General features: G+C 69.5%; 11 protein-coding genes and 2 pseudogenes. 6 read left to right on the top strand and 7 right to left on the bottom strand.

Annotated elements, in window-relative coordinates; all coding sequences use genetic code 11:
* The first annotated feature begins 1,362 nt into the window (after positions 1-1,362).
* The gene (locus ACWD26_RS42130; protein ID WP_451278744.1) at positions 1,363-3,078 is read left to right on the top strand and encodes a DHA2 family efflux MFS transporter permease subunit; all 1,716 of its coding nucleotides are present in this window, start codon (positions 1,363-1,365) and stop codon (positions 3,076-3,078) included.
* A gap of 188 nt (positions 3,079-3,266) precedes the next feature.
* On the top strand, positions 3,267-3,470 hold the full coding sequence (locus tag ACWD26_RS42135; protein WP_451278746.1) for a hypothetical protein: 204 nt from the start codon (positions 3,267-3,269) through the stop codon (positions 3,468-3,470).
* A gap of 25 nt (positions 3,471-3,495) precedes the next feature.
* Here the strand turns inward: ACWD26_RS42135 and ACWD26_RS42140 are convergent, their stop codons facing one another.
* Both ACWD26_RS42140 and ACWD26_RS42145 read right to left on the bottom strand, forming a co-directional pair.
* A complete protein-coding gene (locus ACWD26_RS42140; protein ID WP_451278748.1) occupies positions 3,496-4,698 on the bottom strand; it encodes a hypothetical protein in 1,203 nt (400 codons plus the stop codon).
* A 402-nt stretch (positions 4,699-5,100) separates the two neighbouring features.
* Positions 5,101-5,618 (bottom strand): annotated as a pseudogene (locus tag ACWD26_RS42145) (D-alanyl-D-alanine carboxypeptidase); the annotation flags it as partial.
* A gap of 56 nt (positions 5,619-5,674) precedes the next feature.
* Between ACWD26_RS42145 and ACWD26_RS42150 the strand changes: the two are divergent.
* Positions 5,675-5,911: a hypothetical protein gene (locus ACWD26_RS42150; protein WP_451278750.1), complete on the top strand. Its 237-nt coding sequence runs from the start codon at positions 5,675-5,677 to the stop codon at positions 5,909-5,911.
* 47 nt (positions 5,912-5,958) lie between these two features.
* Entirely contained in the window at positions 5,959-6,582 is a 624-nt protein-coding gene (locus ACWD26_RS42155; RefSeq protein WP_451278752.1) for a TetR/AcrR family transcriptional regulator, read from the top strand.
* Between the two features lie 256 nt (positions 6,583-6,838).
* Here the strand turns inward: ACWD26_RS42155 and ACWD26_RS42160 are convergent, their stop codons facing one another.
* From ACWD26_RS42160 to ACWD26_RS42170, 3 genes are all read right to left on the bottom strand, one after another.
* A complete protein-coding gene (locus tag ACWD26_RS42160; protein WP_451278757.1) occupies positions 6,839-8,035 on the bottom strand; it encodes an MFS transporter in 1,197 nt (398 codons plus the stop codon).
* Between the two features lie 220 nt (positions 8,036-8,255).
* Positions 8,256-11,480 carry a bifunctional cytochrome P450/NADPH--P450 reductase gene (locus tag ACWD26_RS42165; protein WP_451278759.1) on the bottom strand — a complete coding sequence of 1,075 codons (3,225 nt, stop codon included), beginning with the start codon at positions 11,478-11,480 and terminating at the stop codon, positions 8,256-8,258.
* Positions 11,481-11,785: 305 nt separating this feature from the next.
* On the bottom strand, positions 11,786-11,935 hold the full coding sequence (locus tag ACWD26_RS42170; protein ID WP_451278761.1) for a hypothetical protein: 150 nt from the start codon (positions 11,933-11,935) through the stop codon (positions 11,786-11,788).
* Positions 11,936-12,105: 170 nt separating this feature from the next.
* On the opposite strand from ACWD26_RS42170, the pseudogene ACWD26_RS42175 reads away from it, so the two are divergent.
* A pseudogene (locus ACWD26_RS42175) lies at positions 12,106-12,935 on the top strand (alpha/beta fold hydrolase).
* Here ACWD26_RS42175 and ACWD26_RS42180 read toward each other — a convergent pair.
* Both ACWD26_RS42180 and ACWD26_RS42185 read right to left on the bottom strand, forming a co-directional pair.
* Entirely contained in the window at positions 12,848-13,174 is a 327-nt protein-coding gene (locus ACWD26_RS42180; RefSeq protein ID WP_451278763.1) for a hypothetical protein, read from the bottom strand. The pseudogene ACWD26_RS42175 and the gene ACWD26_RS42180 sit on opposite strands and share 88 nt — an antisense overlap.
* 81 nt (positions 13,175-13,255) lie before the next feature.
* A complete protein-coding gene (locus tag ACWD26_RS42185) occupies positions 13,256-13,570 on the bottom strand; it encodes a hypothetical protein (protein ID WP_451278765.1) in 315 nt (104 codons plus the stop codon).
* Between the two features lie 676 nt (positions 13,571-14,246).
* On the opposite strand from ACWD26_RS42185, the gene ACWD26_RS42190 reads away from it, so the two are divergent.
* Positions 14,247-15,308 carry a zinc-binding dehydrogenase gene (locus tag ACWD26_RS42190; RefSeq protein ID WP_451278767.1) on the top strand — a complete coding sequence of 354 codons (1,062 nt, stop codon included), beginning with the start codon at positions 14,247-14,249 and terminating at the stop codon, positions 15,306-15,308.
* Positions 15,309-15,532: the final 224 nt, after the last annotated feature.

Raw genomic sequence — 15,532 nt, forward strand, 5'->3', positions numbered from 1 at the left:
GTTCAGCCGAAGGCCGCTTCCGTGTACGGCGGTTACCGGACCAGGTGATCAAGTTCGGCACACCATTCGACACCGGACGTTAAAGATCAAGCTAGACGACACCAGCTGCCGTGGCTGGCACAGAACCCCGTTGACAAGCACCGAACCGATCCGCGCCCCGGACTCCCTGCGCACCGTGGCCATCGCCACGCGCTTGCCACTGCGTCCCCCGTACTACGCCGCGGCGCCCTCCCCGCTTCTACCGGCGCTCCGCCTGCTCCACCGCCTGTGGCGATACGTCCGCGTGACACCGTACAACCTGCCGGACCCCGACGCGCTGCCGAACCACGCTGGTCAATGTCCTCGGCCGGCACCTCAATTCCTGACCGGCTGCAGGGAGTTCTGACGGCAGCGCCGCCACAGCAGGGGACGCCGATCAATCCCGTACTGAGGTGCACGTCGGCGGGACCGACTCGCAAGGAGACGCACCCCGGTGATTCTGACGTCGGCCCCCTCCGGTCAGTCCTGAGGCGGCGAGGCGCCCGCCTCGCCAAATGATGGTCCCGACTGTCAACACGGTGTGGTTCGGCTCGGTTCTCTCGGTCGCCGCCTTCTCGAGCCGCCTCACAGTTTCCATTTCCCGCCGAATCGACGAGGCTGATGCCCTCCTGGTGACGAGGGCCGCGTGAAGTCGCCGATCCAGCATCGCCCGCCACCCAAGAGACGAGAGCCGTAGAGCGAGCCCTTGGGCAACGGAGAGTCGGTCTGTGAGGGCGGGTTGGCCGCTGTGGCCTTCAACTACCGTGTCGCAGTCGAGGGGTTCGCCGATCTCATGGGGGCGCCGGCGTTCGGCGTGCGCAGCCGGGAACGGCCTGTTCGACTCAGCGGCGGCTGCAGGGCAGGCAGATGGGTTTCACCTCCACGCCCGAGTGGCCTCATCGGCCCGTTACGCACACGCCCGCCAGGGCCCAACACATCAGTCACGGGGCAGGCGCAGGCCGCACCGGTGCGTTCGACGGGCCCCGCAGCCATTCGCCGGGAAGGCCCGGCACGATCTGCGATGCCTGCAGCGTCATCTCGCGCGGGCAGACGGCCGCTCCCCAACCGGTAAGGCAACCCAAGCCCTTCGGTGCGGACTGCACTGAGTCCGGTCTCGTCCGGTGTTGATCGGACCTGGGTTCGCCGGTCCCGTCCACACGCCCCATCACGAGCGCGCGGCAAGCAGCGTCTCGCGTGTCACCCCTCGGAACCAGACTCGTTCTTTCGACTTTGTCGTCTGATAAAGTCTGTCGAACGGCAAGCTCCCTGCATCCTCTGTCGTCCCGCGCACCCGCCCCTGCCCGCAGGGGATTCGCGCGGCCCCTCATACGAAAGGACCGTCCCATGCGTGTGTTCACAAACGAACCGGTCGAGAGGATGGACCGGCCTTACGCCCGGCGCTGGTGGGCTCTCCTCGTGCTCTGCCTGAGCCTGCTGATGATCGTGATGGCCAACACCGCCCTTACGGTCGCGGCTCCCTCCATGACCCAGGACCTCGGCCTGTCCAGCACGGACCTGCAGTGGGTCATCGACGGCTACACCATCCCTTACGCCGCCCTGATGCTGCTGTTCGCCGCGATCGGCGACAAGTACAGCCGACGCGGCGCGCTCGTTCTCGGGCTCGTCCTGTTCGGCGGCGGAGCCATAGGGGGTTCACTCGTCGACAGCGCGGCCGGAGTCATCGCGGCCCGTGCCGTCATGGGCGTCGGCGCGGCGCTCATCATGCCCGCCACGCTCTCCCTCCTCGCCGCGACCTTCCCGCGCGCCGAGCGGACCAAGGCGATCACCTTGTGGACGGGCACCGCCGGTATCGCCATCGCCGCCGGACCGCTGTTCGCGGGCATGCTGCTGGAGAGCTTCAGCTGGCAGTCCACCTTCCTGATCAACGTTCCCGTGATCGCCCTCGCCCTCGTCGGCGCCTTCGTCCTGGTACCGCCCTCCAAGGCCACGAATGCGCCGCGGATCGACTACGCCGGCGGACTGCTGTCGGTGGTGTGGATCGCCGCGCTGGTCTTCACGCTCATCGAGGCCCCGCACGGCTGGGACGCCAAGGCGGTCACCGGCACGGTCGTCGCGGTCTTGGGGCTCGTGGCGTTCGTCCTCTGGGAGCTGCACCACCCGCACCCCCTGCTCGACCTGCGCCACTTCGCGAACCGCGCGTTCACCGGCGCCAACATCGCCGTCGTACTGTTCTTCCTCGCGGTCTTCGGCGCCTTCTACTACGTCACCCAACACCTCCAGTTCGTGCTGGCCTACGACGCGTTGGAGACCGGCCTGCGCATGCTGCCGCTCGCCGGCGCGGTCTTCGCCGGCTCCGCGCTGACCGGCTACCTCACCCCGCGCGTCGGCAGGAGGGCGACCATCGTCGCGGGCATGGTCGGCGGCACGGCGGCACTCGCGCTGCTCACCCAGATCGACAAGTCGTCGTCGTACGGCGATTTCGTGGCACCCCTCATCACGCTCGGGCTCGCGATGGGCCTGGCGCTCGCGCCCTGCACGGACGAGATCATGGGCACGTTCCCGGAGGAGGAGCTGGGCGTGGGCAGCGCGGTCAACGACACCTCCACGGAGCTGGGCGGGGCGATCGGCATCGCCATCCTCGGTTCGCTGCTGTCGACGTCGTACTCGTCGAGCCTGTCGGACGCGACCGCGGGCAGCAAACTCCCGGCCGACGCGCTGAACCATGCGCAGGACTCGGTGGCCGCCGGGTACGGAGTCGCCCAGGAGATCGGCGACCAGGCACGCAGGCTCGCCGAACAGGCGGCGCAGGCGACCGACCCGCAGCAGGCCGCACAGCTCCGGGAGCAGGCGAGCCAACTCGCCAACGGCGCCCACCAGATGGCGGACGCGGTCGGCTCTTCGTTCGCGGACGCGGTGGCTCACACCAGCCTGGTGGGCGCTGCGATCCTGGGGGTGGGGGCGGTGTCCGTGGCCTTCTTGCTCCCCGGCAAGGGCCGTGGTGCGAAAGTGGGGGCGGAGGATACGACCAAGGCCGGAGAGGGGATCAAGACCTCGGTAGCCCCGGAGAAGGAGCCCGAGTTCGCACGTACGAGTTCGTGATCCCCGTCATGTTCTTCGCGTCCCCGCAAGAGGGCCGCTGACCTCCGGGCCCGGCCCTGGCCACCCTGCGCGACACCACCAACCCCGCTCGGCCGACCAGCACCTCACCGGTCGCACACCCCGCGCCTCGGGCTGACCCCCGGGGCACGAGATGCGTCCGCCGCCCACCACAGGAGGAGACGGGGCCGATGACCGCCGACACCGCCACCCGGCACAAGAGCGCGTGCATCCTGTGCGAGAACACGCGCGGCATCCAGATCCAGACCGACGCCCGCCGCTCCGCCAAGATCCGCGGCGCCGAGGAACACGTCGCCGCCGCCGGCTACACCCTGATCGGATGCACCGTGCTCGGCAGACAGGTTGGACAGCCGGAACCGCTGTTGCGGCGCTGAGCGATGCCCCTGGCCGGCCCGGAGGTCATCCAGTGCTCAGGCCCTGGGGCGCGGCCGGGGCCGGTTCGCGCACGGCCAGGTACACCGCGTGCACCGCGAGCACGCGCTCGATCTCGTCGATGATCGGAGCGAAGAACTGCTGCCGATGGTCCGCGTCCGTCATCGAAGTGACCGCGAAGTACATGCTGCCGAACGCGGCGAGGAGTGTGGCGTTCCGCAACATCGCGACGGGGATCACGGGGGAAAAGGCAGACATCTCTGGTTTTTCGCCGATCCACTGTTCCGCTGTCTCGGGCGTGACCACCAGCACGCCCAGGGCGAGGAAGAAGGTGAACAGCGTCAGGCCGACCACCGCTGCCTGCACGAGCTGGCGGCTGGCCAGCATCAGCAGCAGGTTGCGTTCCTGCCGTGGGGTCAGCGGCATCGCAGGCAGTTGACCCTCGGGCGCCAGCTGCTCGACCCGCACACCCGCCAAGGGAGTGCCCCGGCACGCCGCCGCGAGCGTGGGCCGGCTGAGATCCTGCTCGACCCGACCGATCTCGTCACGCAGGCGGGCAGCGGCGGCAAGCACGGTGATCGCGGCGAACAGCACGACGACGAGTACGACCCGCCACCACGCCAGCCGGTTCATGGCCTGCCACAACTCGCCGGTGAAGAACAGGAACAGCGTGACGAAGAGCAACGCGGGCAGCGCCCGGCCCAGCAGGTGCACGCTGTTGCGCAGGTCGAAGACCGAGTGGCGGACCGCCCGACGCAGCAGCGTGCCGAGACCGTAGGTGGTGGCCAGAAGTGTGGCGACGAAGACGGCGGCGAAGAAGATCACGAAACCCAGCAGCCCGACCGCGCTGCCGCCCGGCGGAGTGACGGCTCCGTCGACGGCGAGCTGCAACAGAGGTACTGCGACGGGCATCGTGGCGTACGCGGCGAGGAACGCGATGGCGGCCCTGCGCGAGAAACGGGGAAGCCGCCGGACGAGAACGGTACTTGTGCCCCACGCGGCCAGCGTCATCACGGCGACGCCACCGAGGAGGATCCACCCGTGCGAGCCCGCGGATCTGAGCGGGACGAGCCAGGCCAGGCTGGCCAGCGCCACGAAGGCCAGCGACGGCAGCATTCGGGGGAGCACGTGAGCGACGAAGCCGTACCCCTCGATCATCGTGGGTGCACCTCGCCGGACAAGCCAACCTTCGGTTCGGCGTATCACCGCCTGCGGCACCGTGAACGGCATGACTGACCGGCCCTTTGCTCACTATGGATGAACGATCCGTACATCAACTCGACCGCACCTTATGCCAAGACTCGTGACCAACTGGGAGAGGCACCGGTTCGAGTCAGCGACGACTGGGACCTCGCGCTACACGAAGCCGGCTTGGCTCATGTGGCGGCGCCGGCCTGGCGGGATGCCAAGCGTCCAGGCGAGGGGACGCATGGCGGAGCCGCTCCTCGGCCGCGCGGAAGTAGCCGTCCCCCGGTCGGTCTGCGGACCGGCGAGCCGACGCAGCCTCACGGTGCCGTACCGGCCTGCCATCGCGTCCTCGCGCCGCAGACCGCGGTGTCGAGGGTCCTCCAGGAGAGGCACTCAAACAGAACGTGTGCCCCGGGGCATCCGCACCCATGGCGCACGTGGGCGTTATGCCCAGCAGCCGTTCACGGTCGCGTCGAGGCCGTCCATCGCGTCCCTGATGGCGCTGTTTTTGGCCGTGGAGCCGTTCTCTAGGAAGGAGAAGACCTTCCACCGGCCGTCCTTGCCCTGCCTCAGGCCGTTCAGTGCGATGGCGCCGGTCAGGGTGCCGGTCTTCGCGTGCACCTTGCCGACGGCACACTTCGAGTGCGCGCCGTCGAAGCAGCCCCACTCCGGGCCAAGCGTGCTGCCGGCCTCGCCCGCGACCGGGAGGCCGTCACGGATCAAGCTCAGCCGGTACTCGTAGCGCTTCTCCGTCAGCAGGTCGAGGATATCTCCGCCAGGGTCCGGGCCGGGATGCGGTTGGCACGGGAGAGGCCGCTCCCGTCGTACATGTCGAAGTTCTCCAGCGACACTCCGTACCGCCGGCTCAGCACCTCGCGTACGACCGCTACGCCGCCCTCGAACGTGGCGGGCTGCCCGGCGCGCAGCGCGGTCATCCGCAGCAGGGTCTCGGCGATGTTGTTGCACCGAGAACCTCCCCTCCCTGCCCCACCTCATCGCGGGCACCGACCGGGTGGGTGTGCTCCCTGAGCGGGCCGCCCGTCTGGCTCCTTCCGGCAGCGGCACGACCGTCGTCGACCTGCCTTTCGGGATGGGACCGCTGGTGGAATCACTGTTGTGGCACCCCCTGCACGAACGCGACCCCGCCCACAGCTGGCTGCACAAGATCGCGGCCGAGGCCGGCCACCTCGTTAGCGCGAGCACGGCAGAGACCGACCACCGCGACCTCAGCCGCACGGAGTGCCGGAAATCGTGACCTGATCGCACGATTCATTCACTGGACTAAGTCGCTATGATGTCTTCATGGCTCATGTTTCTGCGGCAGAGCGCCGTCCTCAGCTGATCAAGGCCGCCATCGACCTCATGACGAGGGAGGGTGTGGCTGCCGGAAGCACCCGTGCCATCGCGGCCGAGCTGGGCGTGGCCCAGGCAACGGTGCACTACACCTTCGGCACCAAGGAAGACCTGTACCGGGCCGTCATGGAACAGCTCACCCACGACCTGATCGCACAGGTCGAACGGGCGGCGCCCGCGGACGCCGGCTTCGAGGAGACGGTCGCGGCACTCGCCGCCGCCCTGTGGCAGACCCTGCGCGAGCAGCCGACCACCCACCAACTCCTCACCGAACTGTCCATGTTCGCGCTCCGGACACCACGGCTGCAGGAGGCCCTCGAGAGCCACTACCGCGAGGTGACGGCCGTGACGACGAAGCTGGTGACCGAGGCGGCCGAGCGCACCGGTCATCAGCTCGCCCAGCCGGCCGAGACCCTCGCCCGGTTCTTCCTGGCCGGCTTCGACGGCCTCTCGGTGCAGCATCTCTCGCTGCCCGACGAGGAGGCCGAGTTGACCGGTCTGCAGGCACTGGTCTCCGCTGTCGTCGCTCTCGCCGGAGGCCGGATGGAGCTCGTGACCCTGCCGACGAGCTGACAGCAGGGGCGGAACAGGCCGGCCTCGCCCTCGTCGCCGTTACCCGGCGATGAGCTGCGGACGTCGGCCGGCCGGAAGGTGCCCGATCCGCGGTGAAGGGCCGGTCGTAGACCTCCGGGTTCCGGCGGTGTCGTCTCTTCGCCGGAGCAGCGTCTGCGCCCCGTTGCCAAGGCAACCGGCCCTCAACGCCCAGGCAGCCGCTGCCCCTGACATCGGACAGGGGCAGCGGCCGTTCCGCGAGGTCGGGACGACGTCTTCAGACCGTCGGCACGCGCCCGGGCTGCGGTTCCTTGGTGGCCTCCCCACTGGCCACCGTCATCCGGAGCAGGGGCAGCGAGGCGATGAAGGTGCCGATCGCCAGGACGAGACCGAGCACGCCGGCCCCGGCGGCGTCGAGGACGGCTCCGACGGCCAAGGGGCCGATGCCGGTGCCCAGCGCGCCCGCGCCGCTGAGGGAGGCGACCAGGCGTCCGGTCGGGTCGATGAGCGCCGCGGCGGCGATCATCTGCACCAGGACGGCCAGTTGGCAGGCCTGCCACAGGACGGCCGCGACGGTGAAGATCACGGGGTTGTGAGTGAGGACCAGGGCCGCCATCGCAAGGGCCTGCGCCGCGACGAAGACAGCCATCGACCGCATACGCCCGAAGTGCCGCGCGGCAATGGGTCCCACCACGGCGCCGACGAGTGCCACGACGCTGGAGATCGCGAGAACAGCTGACACGGCTGAGTGCGACATGCCGGTGTGCTGACGACCGAGGACCGAGGCGTACGACCACGCGCCCTGGGTGACGGCCCACAGGAGACCGGTGCCGACGAGCAGCACGACCGACGGTTTCGCCGAGGCCGCCCCTCCCGTGCCGGCGGCCTCGATGCCCGGTGCCGCGGGACCGGCGGGGCCGTCGGGAAGCCGGCGTAGCAGTGGCCAGGCGGCGAGACAGCACAGCGCCATGAGCAGGAAGCCGGTGCCCTCCCCGAGGTCGTGGTTGGCTGTGGGGACGCCCATGATCAGCAGCGCTGTCACGCCGACCACACCGCAGATGGTGACCGTGGAGGCCTTGTCGGCGTCGTCGGTGGCGGCGAGCGCGGCCGTGGCCGCCGCGTAGACCGCGCCGAGCCCCGCGCCGAGGACCAGGTTGGCCAGGATCAGGGTCACCGGGGTGGTGGCCGCCGCCGCGCCCAGGAAGCCGGCTCCCGAGACAGCCAGGCCCACGCGGGTCATCCGCACCCGTCCCGGCCGCGCGGCCCGCTTGGCCAGCAGCAGGGTGACGACCGCGGTCGCCATCAGCTGGGTCGCGGCGACGAGTCCGGCGCCGGAGTCCGACATCGCAAAGCGTGAGGCGAAGTCGTCGACGAAGACGGGCATCACGTTCGCTCCGCCGTTGCCCAGGGTCACTCCGGCGATGAGCGCGACCGCCACGCCGAAGGCCAGGGCGGAGCCGGTGCGCGCGTTCACCGACCGCTCCTCTGCGGGGAGTTGGGGACGGTCAACGGCCCGCGGCGGGGCGCCGAGCGTGCGACGAGCATGAGAGCCTCACGAGTTCAGGAGGGGGGACACGTTCCGAAGGAGACAGGGCCACGGATGTGGGGGGTGTCCGTGGCCCTGTCGGCCCGTGGGGTCGGCCTGTGGGGTCGGCGTGGTGTGCGGTGGGCGTCGGCCACCGCACCGTGGGCGGTCAGCCGGCCCAGACGTCCTCGACGTAGGTGCCGGACTCGATCAGGGCGTTGAGCCAGGCGTTCGCCTCGTCGTCACCGGCGCCGGTGTTCTTGCGGTAGATCGCCATGAACGCCTCCCGCACGGCGGGGGCCATGCGGCGGCCGTCGCCGCAGATGTAGACACGTCCGCCGGCCTCCAGTACCGCCCAGACCTCGTCGCTCTCCTTGGCGATGCGGTCCTGGACGAAGCGGGCACCGTCCTCGGGGGCGCAGGAGAAGACGGGCCGCATGCTCACGGCTCCGGCGGCCTCGGCCGCCTCGAACTCCTCGCGGTGCAGGTAGTCGACGTCGGGGTGGTCGCAGCCGAAGTAGCACAGGGCGGTGCCGGTGCTGATCTGGCGGTGGACCCGGTCGAGGACGGCACCACGGAAGGGCGCGAGCCCGGTTCCGGCGCTGATCAGGATGACCGGGTCGGCGGAGTCCTGGGGAAGCCGGAAGGTGTCGTTGCAGGGCAGGACGCGGGCCTGGACGACGTCACCGGCGTTGACCGTCTGCAAGTAGTGGGATGCGATGCCGCGGAAGGTACCCTCGCCGCCGCCGCGGTGGGGCTGGGCGAGCAGGGAGACCATGAGGTCGACCTCGCCCGGGGTCGCCTCGGCGGAGGAGGAGATCGAGTAGTGGCGGGGGCGCTGGACCGGGAGGAGTTCGAGAAAGCGCTCGAAAGGCAGTTCACACGCCGCGTACCGCTCGACGAGGTCCAGGACGCTACGACCGGTGAGCTGCTCCTGGAAGGTCTCCGGGTCGGCGCCGGCGAGTTCGGTCAGGGGCCGCTTCTCGGGCGGACATGCGGTGTGTTCGGCCAGGACGGTGACCTGCTCCTGGGTGGCGGGGTCCTGGAGCTCGACGAAGTCGGTGAGCAGGCGGCGCAGGGTCAGGGGGCGGTCGACAGGAAGGGCGTTGCGGCTGCGCCGACGGGCCCGGAGGCTGACGGTGCGGTCGAGGTCGAGCGCGAAGCGGTCGGCGACGCGTTGGACGAGGGAGACGGGGTTGCGGGGCAGAACGGCGAGGTGATCGCCGGTGCGGTACGTGACCCCGTCGGGAAGACGGAGCTTCAGGAAGCGCTTGGAGCGGCCCAGAGGGTTGTCCATGTCGACGAGTTCGTACGCGTCGAGCACCTCCATGGGCTGTACGCCGTGGCGGGCGGCCAGCTCCCCGGTGACGGAGTCGGTCGTCTCCTGGAGCTCGTACAGCCCCTGGTCGCTGTCGTTCCCCTCGGTCGCCGGCCGCTGTGTCGTGTCGGAGCCGCCCGAGGTGCCGTACTCGGCGAGCAGTGTCGTCCACAGCTCGCCGGTGAAGCGGTCGACGGCGCCGCCGAAGTCCCCGGCGGCGTCCGCGGCGGCCCGCTCCATCAGGCGGGTGGCGCCGGCCGCGGCCAGGCGCTCGTCGATCAGGGTGGGGACGCGCTGGTAGGTGGCCGCCCAGTTGCGGTCACCCACACCGAGCACCGTGTAGGACAGACCTTCCAGGGCCCCCGGCTCAAGCTCCTCCAGCCAGGAGACGAACCGGTCCGCGTCGTCGGTGGGCCGACCGTTGTAGGAAGCGGCCACGATCACCACCGGGCCTTCCTGGTCGGCCAGTCGGCCCACGGCATCGTTCAGCGGGGCGGCGGAGGGGGCGAAGCCGTACTCCTCTGCCTCACCGGCGATATCCCGCGCAATTCCCACGCACGTGCCCAAGTTCGAACCGTGCAGCACCCGCAGTCCGGTGCCTGGCACCCTCGCCGCGTCGGCCCGAGGCCCGCTCTGCTCGACGGGCCCGGCCACGGTCGCCGGCATGCGACGGTCGCCGGTGCCGCGCCGCACGAGCCGGAGGGCGAAGTCCGTCGGCTTGATCGTCAGTCCCTGGTTGACCTTCAGCTCGTAGTCGGCGTGGTCGATGAGGCGGTAGCGGTGCACCAGCATGGCCAGGACCAGAGTCGCCTCGTGCAGCGCGAACTGGCGTCCGATACAAGCCCGTTCACCGTTGCCGAACGGCTTGTACAGGTGAACGGGTCGCGCGGCCTCCCGCTCGGGGGCGAAGCGCTCGGGGTCGAACAGCTCGACGTTGTCACCCCATGCGGGGTCCCGGTGCAGGGCGGGGGTGGTGACCATCACCATGTCGCCCTTGCGGACGGCGTACTTGCCGCCGATGACCGTGTCCTCGAGCGGCTCCACCGCGTACGCGGGAGCGGTCGGCCACAGCCGCAGCGTCTCGTTGAGGATCTGGCGGATGTAGGCGAACTTGCCGATGTCGGCGTACTCGGGGTGGATTTCGTCGGTGTCCCCCCACAGGGCGTCCACCTCGGCCTGGGCCCGCGCCAGCACCTCCGGGTGCTTCGTCAGGTAGTACAGGGCGAAGGACAGCAGTCCGCTCGTCGTCTCGTGCCCCGCGATCAGGAAGGTGATCGCCTGGTAGCGGATATTGGTGTCGTCGAGAGGCTCGCCCGTCTTCGGGTCAGGGGTGTGCAGCATCCGCCCGAGCAGATCGTTCGTGGACGTGTCACCCGACGCCTTGCGTTGGGCGATCACTTCGTCGACCAGGCTGTTCATCAGGTCGACGTCCTTGTCGAGTTGCTCCGTCTGCTTCCAGCGGAAGATCTCGGTGCCCGGAATCGACTCGCCCTTGACCTGGATGTACTTCAGCGATCGTGTCATCGCCTCGACGAAGGGGTGCAGTTCGTCACTGCGGAACGACTCGAAGTCGTAGCCGAACCCGCAGAGCCCGATCGTGTCGAACGTCATCCGTGTCGTGTCGTCGGAGACGTCGACGGCGGTTTCGCCTGCCGCTCGGTCCCACTTGTCGATCAGATGGCGGGCGACCTTGAGCATCGTGCCGTGGTAGTCACGCATCGCGCCGAGCGAGAACGCCGGCATCAGGATGTCATGGGCCTTGCGCCAGTTCGGTTCCTGGGTGTACGCCGTGATCAGACCGTCGCGGCCGATCACCCGAGCCGTCTCCAGCTCCTGATGGACGGCTTTCTGGAACCGGGTCTCGTCGGCCAGTTCGGTGACCAGGTCCAGGCCGTGGGCCATGATGATCTCGTTCCCGAAGGCCTTGAGCTTGAACAACGGCCCGAAGTCCTTCGCCTCCTTCATCAGGTACAGGAGGCCGTCGAACCCGGAGGGTATGTCGAGCGCGTGGCCGACCAGGGGCAGGGCGGGACGCTGAGGAATCGGTTCGGTTCCACGGAGGGCCTCGTGAGTCATGAACTTGCCTTTCGTTCCGGCGCAGGCTGTCGCTGGTCAGAACCATACAGATGACATTGTCACTCGACAATGTCAATCGATTGTGGCACCCGACACGGTCGACTGAGGGAACGTTCGGAGGCCTTGAAACGTCAGGCCGGACCAAGGCCGGGGGAAACACCTCTCCACCCCCCGGCCCGCCACAAGGCACGAAGCCCCTTCCGCGACTCACCGTCGCCGGAGGGGCTTCTCAAACCTTTGTCAGACCACGTCGGTTTCCAGACCCGTTCGATCAGGCCGTGGCCCTGGGCCGGGGTCAGCAGGCTTCAGGGGGTGAGAACAAACCGGATCGGGTCGCCGATCCTCTTTTCCAGCCGGGTGGCGGCGTCGGCGGCCTCGGCCAGCGGGATGTGCGCAGCGACGGGCGGAGCCAGATCGATCCGTCCGGCGGAGGCCAGGCCGATGAGCCGTTCCACGTGCTCGAACCCGGAGCCGTAGTGGCCGCAGATCTGGTTGCCCCGGAAACTGAACCCGGTGCTGTCATGGACGACGGTCGACTCCGGAGTGAGCCCTGCAAGAACCAGGATTCCGCCGGCCCCCAGCGCGGCAGCCGCCTGAGCGAGCGGCCGGCACGCCGGCGAAGTGGGTGGGGCGCGGCGGTCGCAGGCTGAACGCCGCCGTGGGCGGCTCCGGCAGCCCGGTTGTGCTGCTCCACGGTTTTCCGCAGACGCACCTGATGCGGCGACACGAGGCCGCCGACCACACCGTCATCTGTCCCGGCCTGCGCGGCTACGGCGCCAGCGCCAAGCCCGCCGAAAGCGACCCGGAAACCTACTCCAAGCGGACCATGACCGGGGACGTCGTGCGCCTCGCCGGCGAACTGGGACACGGCCGTTTCACCCTGGCCGGTCACGACCGCGGCGCCCTCGTAGCCTTCCGTGCCGCGCTGGACAACCCGGAGGCAGTGCCCCGCGCCCTGTCCCTCGACGTCCTTCCGACCCTTGGCATGTGGGACGGCCCTGCACGGTGTCTCCGGCGCAGTCGGCTTCCACCTCTCCTTCATGGCCCAGCCTCCCGGGCCTGCCGGAGCAGATGATCCAGGCGTCCGCCGCGCCTTCTTCGTGCACTTCCTCGATGCCTGGACCTGGGCGCCGGACGCGATCCCCGCCGACGTCCGCTACCACTACCTCGCCGCGTCCGCGGCGGGCCGTGCCCTCCATCGTCGCCGACTACCGCGCCTCGACCGGTGTGGACGTGGACCACGACACCGCCGACCGGGAGGCGGGTAACCGGCTGGCCATGCCGGTCACCGTCTTCCAGCAAGACTGGGGCGCCGCGCTCGGCTACCACGCCCAAGGCCTGTGGAGCGCCTAGGCCGGCGACCTTCGTCACCGCACAGTCCCCTGCGGCCACTTCATGACCGTAGAGGACCCCAAACTGATCGCCGACGAGATCCGGTCCCTGGCCGACCGCTGAACCCGGCCCGCTCCCGCCTCCGCTTCCTCCTCCCGGACGGGACGGCGGGAGCTGCGTCCCTGGCCCGTGACGATGGGCGGAGTCGGCCCGAGAAGCTGACCAGCCGGTGTCAGCCGCGGGCTGGCGCGTACCGGGCCTCCATCACGGCCACGGCCTCGTCGACGACATGCTCGATGGCCGCGGTCCAGGGTCCAGCGCGGCAGGAACATCCGGGGCCAAAACACGTAGTTGGCGATCATGCCAAAGAACTGGGTGGCGGCCAGTTCCTGACGTCCAGCACGACCGTGCCCGCGTTTGCCTCCAGATGCCGGCGCGCCCAATCAAAGTAGGGACGACTTGCCGCGGTTGAACTGCGACTCGACCAGTCCGCCGAGCCGACCCGACATCGCCGAGCAGTCCGCTGCCCAGCTGGTCGCGGCACCGGCCGGGAAGCCGTCTCCACGCTGCTCCGCCACCTCGTCGGCGTACCGACCAGCACAGCCCACCAAGCCGCGCTGGAAGTGCGTGCCCACGTCCCAGCCGACATCCACGCGCCGAACCCAGTTGGAGCGCTCACTGAACGAACTGCTGCGCACGTACGACCCGGAGGAGATCGCCGGAGCGGCGGCGCGGCGGATCGGGGGGTGAAAGTCCACATCAAGGTCGGAAATGTCGTGCGGTCCCACTCGCCCTGAACCCGTACTGACGATCGCGATGGGTCATGCCACTGAACGGCCGCCTGCAGACCACGACCAGTTCGACGGGCACCGAGTATGTGGTGCTGGTGTCCCCGCCGCCGGAGCCTGGCCCGCCGGTGTCCGGGACATATCGGCTCTGCCGGTGATGCCGGCAGCAAGCAGCACGAGTCAGGTGGCTGGTGCCAACTTTCGATGCCGGTAGATGTGGTGGGCCAGGCGGTGAGGCGGTGAGGCAGGACAGCCGGCCAACTCCCTGGGACGGTACGGGGCTCTATCGCGCCTGAGGGCAGGCGTGCGCTGACAGGGCCGTCGGCGCGAGAGCCGATCGGCCTCCCCGGTATCTGGGAGGCGCGGACGCAGGTGGTCGCCTCGCTGGATGCCAGCGTCCGGCGGCTCGCCGGCGATGCTCCGGCTTGCCTGGAAGGGGATGCGTGCACACAATCGAGTCGACCAACTCAATCAAAGGACATTGTCGAATGACAATGTCGGCTGTATGTTGGCTTCATGCCGCCGCGTCGCTGCGGACACAGAGGCAGACCCGTGATCACCAAGGCCTGCCTTCCCTCGTGCGTTACCGGGGTCATGGCGACCTCGCGGCCCTGCCCATAGACATCCAAGAAATCGAGGTCACACCATGCCCACCATGCTCGCCGGACGCCTCCACCTGGACACTCGGACGTTTGCAGTGGAGGAGGTGGCCATCCCCGTTCCCGGCCCTGGAGAGGTGCTGGTCGAAGTCAGGGCCGCCGGAGTCTGCTTGTCCGACGTCCACTTGATCGACGGCAGCCTCAGCTCGTCCTTCCCTGTTGACGAGGTGGTCCGCTCGCGTGCGGTCACCCTCGGGCACGAGGTCGCGGGCGTTGTCCACACCCTCGGCCCGGACCTGATGGGGGATTGGGCCCCCGGCATGCGTGTCGCTCTGCAGGCTGGGCAGGCGTGCGGCCAGTGCGACGACTGCATGCGGCGCTCATCGTGTCGGATGCCGCTGACCCGTGGAGTCGACTACGACGGCGGCTGGGCCGAGTACGCGATCGCCCGCGAGGACACGCTCGCCCCGATCCCCGACCACTTGCCGTTCGACCAGGCCGCGATCATCCCCGACGCGGTCTCCACCCCCTACGCCGCCATTGTCGAGACGGGTGCTGTCCGCCCGGCGCAGGCCGTCGGCATCTGGGGTGCGGGCGGCCTGGGCGCGCACGGCATCCGGCTCGCCCGCCTGGCCGGGGCGGCCCCCGTCATCGCCATCGACCCGCTGCCGAAGGCCCGCGAGCGCGCCCTCGCCTTCGGCGCCGACTTCGCGCTCGACCCTGCCGCGGCGGACTTCGCCGCTGCTGTGGACCACGCCACTGGTGGCCGTGGCCTGGACGCCGCTTTCGACTTCGCCGGCGTCCCCGTGGTTCGGGAGCAGGCCGCGGCCGTCCTGGGCCCCGGCGGGGTGCTGGTACTGGCTGGACTCACCCCCAAGCCCCTCACCGTCACCGACAGCACAGAGTTCTGCTTCCGCGGCAACCAGATCCGTGGCCACTACGGCTCCGGACCTGAACACGTGACCCAGCTCATCGGCCTGGCTTCCACCGGCCGGCTCGACCTGGCCCCCTCCATCACCGCCCACATCCCGCTGGCCGAAGCCGCCGACGCCGTCAGCCGGCTGGAGAAGAAGATCGGCGACCCGATCCGGTTCGTGCTCATCCCTTGAGCGTCTGTCCTACGTGCTGAGCGGGGGCCCGGACGATCGGAGCACAGGGTCGGTGGTGCCCAGAGCTCCACGTACCCAGTGCTCACCGCCGTCCGATGGCTACACGGATGGGCCGCAGGAGAGGAATGAGCCTGCCCGTTCCCTCCCCACCGAGTGCCCGGATGGTGTCAGGCGGGTCGGCGATGGCGGACCAAGCCGCGCGCCGACACCTCCTCAAGGTCCGG

It is taken from the genome of Streptomyces sp. NPDC002787 (assembly GCF_053592095.1).